Raw genomic sequence first — 4645 nt, forward strand, 5'->3', positions numbered from 1 at the left:
AACAAAATATATCCGTAATAAAATGAAATCTACCATTCCGATCATTGCCTTAACTGCTGATGTAACTACCGTAGATGTAGGAAAATGTAAAGCTGCTGGAATGAACGATTATATTACTAAACCGATAGATGAGAAATTACTCTATACTAAAATAACTGAGTTGGTTAAAAAATCGCCTACCATAGACCTACATGCATAAAAGTACAGCGAGAAAAGAAAAAGCCTCTAAATCCTTTAACTGAAGCGGCTATAATTACTGAACGCAACCAACTTACCAATAAGCGAATTTAATTTTTGTACCCGGAATGGGACTCGAACCCATACACTTGCGCACACGCCCCTCAAACGTGCTTGTCTACCAATTCCAACACCCGGGCAAAATTGTATTCGATAAGGGATTGCAAAAATAAAAATTTTCCGCACAAGCACTCGAAAAATTATTTTTTTAAATCCTTATTTACATATTCCAAAACTGCTTTATAATACGCATCCGCTACTTGCGCGATGCGTGGAGAAGTTGGAACGCCGTCCACATCCAAAGTTTTCTCGTTTAGCAAAACGCATTCGCGGACATTGTCTTGATACAAGGTTTCGCCATAAACAATCGTTCCTTTTACCAAACGCGCAAGCATTAAATCACGCAAATAAACACCTTTCTCATTTGTATAAATACTATTTTTAGTGAGGTATTCGGCGTCTTCTGGTTTCGCGATGGGAATATCTAAATCCGAATGAAAATGATTTTCTGTGATTTTCGACAAAGCGATGGAATGTTCCAAATCATCGGTTAAAAGCAAACGCAAAAAAGCAATTTGTTGAAATTTATTTTCCAATGCACTTCCCGTAAAACAAGCTCCAGCAAAGGTCATACAGAAATCTTTTTTCGTTGGATATTGCCAACCTTTATTTTTTTCGTCTACATTGTAATGAATAATTACGGAAATATCTGGCTGAAAATCATTCATTTTTTTCGCCCTTTGTTCTAAATCCAGCGGACTAAAAAAAGCGAAACGTTCTTTTTCATTTTTGGTGGCGAGCAAAAATTTTTTTTTCGAAAGACTTATTTTTTTTTCGTTGTATAAATTTTCGGCGAGTGGTTTCAAAAAATTATTTTTCCACTCTGCATAACTTATGTCGAAAGCCGTCATCCCCGGCGCATTTTTGGTAAGCATCACCACCGCGCCTTGCGCTTCCAATTTTTGTTTTAACAAATATGCCGTCGAAAAAGTTTCGTTGCCTTCAATCAATTGAATTGCGTTTTTTCCTGAATCGGAATTCATTTCTAAACAACGACTTTCGGTGCGTGCCATTTCAATCGGCCCGCCAATATGTCCGGGATCTATCGCGATTTTTAAGCCATTTAATTTTTTATTGGATGTTGGAAAAAAAGTTGATTTTATTTCTTCGATTTTGTTGTCCGAAAAAATATTTTTTGAAAAATAATTTGTTCCTTTTTCCGATAAAATTTGTTCTACTTGTTTATCGGAAAAGGATTTGAAAAGAATTTTTAAGGTATCTAATTCATTCCAATAAATAGTAAATTCGGGATGATGTACAGATTTTTGATTGGCATCGGCATACATCGAGACACCTTTTTCATCCACAGAAAAATAATTTTCTGAAGCCTTATTTTTTTCTAAAAAAGTAGTTGCTTTTTGGTGATATTTTTTCGCCAATTTAATTTGCGCCGAAACACCACAGGAAGAAATTATCCACAAAAAAAGACTTGAAAAAATAATTTTTCGCAATTTGTTTATTGAAAAAAATTAACGGACAATTGAAACTTTTCCAGTGTATTGATGCACGTTTCCTAATACATCTTTCACAATAATTTTCCAAACGTACACATCTTCTTGTGCAACGCTGCTCCCATTGTTGGCATGTCCATTCCAACCTTTCGTAATATCATTTGTTTGATAGACTAAGCTTCCCCAACGATCAAAAATATACATTTGAAAGCCATCCGGATTTAATCCGAAACCTTGTGGTAAAAAAACATCGTTCAAACCATCGCCATTTGGCGTAAAAGCATTCGGTACATAAATCGCCCAATCTGGTTGGATAACTAAACAATATTCATTGGATGCATAGCATGAATCGGTGTTCATCACCGTTAATTTAACGCAATATGTTCCCGTATCTTGATAGGTGTGCGTCGGGTTTCTCAAATTAGAAGTGTCTTCTCCGACAATTGATTTTTTATCTCCGAAATTCCATTGCCAATTAATAGCTCCAGAAGAAATATCTTTAAATGTTATTAAAGGTTGTAAAATATTGGTTGGGTTAGGAGAATAAGTAAAATCAGCCATCGGCAAAGGATCAGCTACGATTGTGTAAATTCCATTGTAATTAGTAATACAGCCTTTATTGGACATTACTTGCAAATGTACATTGTAACTTCCGCTGGTAGTATAGCAATAATCAGTATCTCGTGCATACGAAATTTTTCCATTCCCGAAATTCCATTGCCAACGAATTAAATTACCAGCGCTAATCTTAGAGCTATCTGTAAATACAATACAAACTGGAGTGCATCCTGATTTTTTATTGGTTGTAAAAGCTACAATTGGGTTTGGATTAATGCCAACTGTCAGCGTATCTGTTGAAACATCTCCACAGGCATCTTTTACTGTTAATGTATAAGTGGTTGATGAAGAAAGGACAGTAGATACTTTTGAAGTGGTACTGCTACTTAATCCAGTTGTTGGCGTCCAACTGTAAATGTATCCGCTTCCATTCCCACCAGAAACAGTTGAATTCAAAGAATCTTGCCCACCTGCACAAACGCTGCTATATCCTGCATTAATTTTCACAATCAATGGCGTGGATACTTGTATCGTAACAGTAGTAGGAGCAGATTTACAACCATTGCTATCAATTGCTGTTACGGTATAAGTAGTCGTTACTAAAGGCTTTGCTACAACAGTATCGCCAGTACCTGAGTTTAAATTTGTAATTGGTAGCCAAGAATATGTTTTCGCACCATGTCCTATTAATTTTATGGAATCGCCCATGCATAAAAAAGGTGCAGCAGGGTTTATGGTTATTACTGGAGTGGGATGAACTGTTATTATAGCAGATGCCACAGACGGGCAACCCAATGTAGATGTTCCAGTTACGGTATAGCTGGTGGTTGCAGTTGGTTTCGCATATACCACACTATCTGTTGTGCTGCTCAAACCTGTGGCTGGAGACCATACGTAAGATGCAGCACCAGAAGCAGTTAATTTCACAGAATCTCCTTGGCAAATAGCAGGAGCTGCTGGTGTAATATGGAAACCTGGAATTCCGATAAAAATAGTAACACTATCACTCGTAGCGTACGTACCACAGGTTGTTGTGCTATATCCCGTTACTGTGTAAGTAGTAGTAACCGAAGGTGTTGCTGTAACTGAAGACCCAGAAGTAGAACTCAAGCCAACTGCTGGTCCCCAGGAGTAATTTCCTGTTCCGCTTGCTGTAAGAGGAACTGATTGCCCCGGACAAATGGACGTATCTCGCGGAGAAACTTTTGTAATACTGTTGGAACATCTTAATCCTTGATAAGTTAAAAATACGCCCGAATCATAAGCGCAATCTCCTGCATCGGCAATACCTATTTCCATGTGATACGTTTGACAAGGTACTACGTGTACATGAGCTGTTATAGGCACAGTAAGTCCGTTATAATAAATAGTCAATCCTCCCGTATTGTTCACGTAATAAGCGCAATTTACGCAAGGTCCAGTATTGCTATTTCCATCATTTACATTGTTAATGGTAACTGGTGTTGCCGTACCCGGAATTAAGGCAAGATTCATATTATTGTAACTTCCGCCACTTGGATTAGGTCCCGAAATCCAAAAACCAAATCCATCGTTGAAACTATTCACAAATACAGGATATTCTTCTGAACCAAAAACAAAATTCAAGGAAAGCGAATCGCAAGAAGGTGTAATGTCAAAATTCATAATACAAGCATCGTGAACAGCAACACCAGTAGTTCCCGTATTTATTATGGCCGTTAAATTGGTATCTGTAGAAGTAGTTCCCCAACATTGCGAAGCGATGATTCCCGAATTATCCGGACCAACAGCAGAACTCGCATAACCACTGGTAAGAAGCAAACCACTCGTCATACTACCAAGAGAAGTTGCTGTGGCATTAAATGTTCCGTATGCTTCGGGATGACAATTAATAGTAAGATTCGAAATGGTAACACCTGGTCCCTGCAAACTCGAAATCACTTGCGCAGCAGTTGGAACGGTATCAACCACTAATTGAGCAGAAGTATAAAAACTTTTCGAGAGAAAAGCACAAATAAAAAGGGTACGAAAAAAATATTTTTTTGAAATCATTTTCATTTTATAAAATTCCCATTGTGTAGAAAGATTAAAATAAGCAGTCTCAAAAATACAAAATAAATAATTCTACAACATAAATAATTTTTACACTATTGGATTCTTAGAAAAAGTAAATTCTTTTATTCAATAAAATTCTTCCTCGTTATTTATTTTTCTTTTGTAATTTAGCAGCTCGAAAAAAAAGTTTTTCTAACTCAAAAAATAAATATCATGAAAATCACCGTAGTTGGTGCAGGAAATGTTGGCGCAACATGTGCCAACGTAATTGCACAAAAAGAATTAGCCAACGAAGTTGTGCTGAT

The 4645-nt window shown here is 36.9% G+C and carries 3 protein-coding genes and 1 tRNA gene; 1 reads left to right on the top strand and 3 read right to left on the bottom strand.

The features are described 5' to 3' along the window. Nucleotides 1-199, top strand: a 199-nt coding sequence (locus tag ABIZ51_05565; protein ID MEO7088243.1) for a response regulator, incomplete at its 5' end; no start/stop codon positions are given. A gap of 98 nt (nucleotides 200-297) precedes the next feature. Here the strand turns inward: ABIZ51_05565 and ABIZ51_05570 are convergent. The 3 genes from ABIZ51_05570 to ABIZ51_05580 all read right to left on the bottom strand — a co-directional run bounded on the left by ABIZ51_05570 (nucleotide 298) and on the right by ABIZ51_05580 (nucleotide 4343). Next, nucleotides 298-377, bottom strand: a tRNA-Leu gene (locus tag ABIZ51_05570). Nucleotides 378-437: 60 nt separating this feature from the next. Next, entirely contained in the window at nucleotides 438-1718 is a 1281-nt protein-coding gene (locus ABIZ51_05575; protein ID MEO7088244.1) for an N-acetylmuramoyl-L-alanine amidase, read from the bottom strand. A 48-nt stretch (nucleotides 1719-1766) separates the two neighbouring features. Next, entirely contained in the window at nucleotides 1767-4343 is a 2577-nt protein-coding gene (locus tag ABIZ51_05580) for a choice-of-anchor L domain-containing protein (GenBank protein MEO7088245.1), read from the bottom strand. Nucleotides 4344-4645 lie beyond the last annotated feature (302 nt).

The sequence above is a fragment of the Bacteroidia bacterium genome, assembly GCA_039924845.1.
Taxonomy (GTDB): Bacteria; Bacteroidota; Bacteroidia; order DATLTG01; family DATLTG01; genus DATLTG01.

Bases quoted from the DNA above. Each gene is read 5' to 3' on its own strand.
- ABIZ51_05580 (MEO7088245.1), bottom strand. From the start codon at position 4,343: ATGAAAATGATTTCAAAAAAATATTTTTTTCGTACCCTTTTTATTTGT.